General features: G+C 67.8%; 1 protein-coding gene. It reads right to left on the reverse strand.

Going from position 1 to position 373, the window contains the following annotated elements; translation table 11 throughout:
- Positions 1-84 precede the first annotated feature (84 nt).
- The coding region (locus tag A3E77_RS10550; protein ID WP_293645696.1) for an amidohydrolase family protein at positions 85-373 on the reverse strand (289 nt) is incomplete at its 5' end.

Genomic DNA, 373 nt, shown 5'->3' on the forward strand with positions numbered 1-373 from the left:
CCGGCCCCGGATCGCCGGGGTCGGCGAGATCGACCAGCGTCAGATTGTCGAGCGAAGCGGGAGCGCGAAGCTGGATGGCGCGCATCATTCCGCCGCCATCGCCATCTCGACGCGCTGCGGACCGCGGATGACGCCGCCGGGGGTCGGCCCCTGCATCGCGCCATTGCGGAAGGTCACTTCGCCCGACTTGATCGTCGCGACATAGCCGTCGGCCTTTTGCAGCAGGCGCTTGCCGCCAGCGGGCAGATCAAAGGCAAGCCAGGGTTTGCCGAGCTTGATCGCGTCCATGTCGATGACGTTGAGGTCGGCGAGATATCCCGGCGCGAGTACGCCGCGATCCTCGAGCCCGTAAAGCAGCGCGGTGTCGCGGCAC

The sequence above is a fragment of the Sphingopyxis sp. RIFCSPHIGHO2_12_FULL_65_19 genome, from assembly GCF_001830555.1.
In the GTDB taxonomy this organism is placed as follows: Bacteria; Pseudomonadota; Alphaproteobacteria; order Sphingomonadales; family Sphingomonadaceae; genus Sphingopyxis.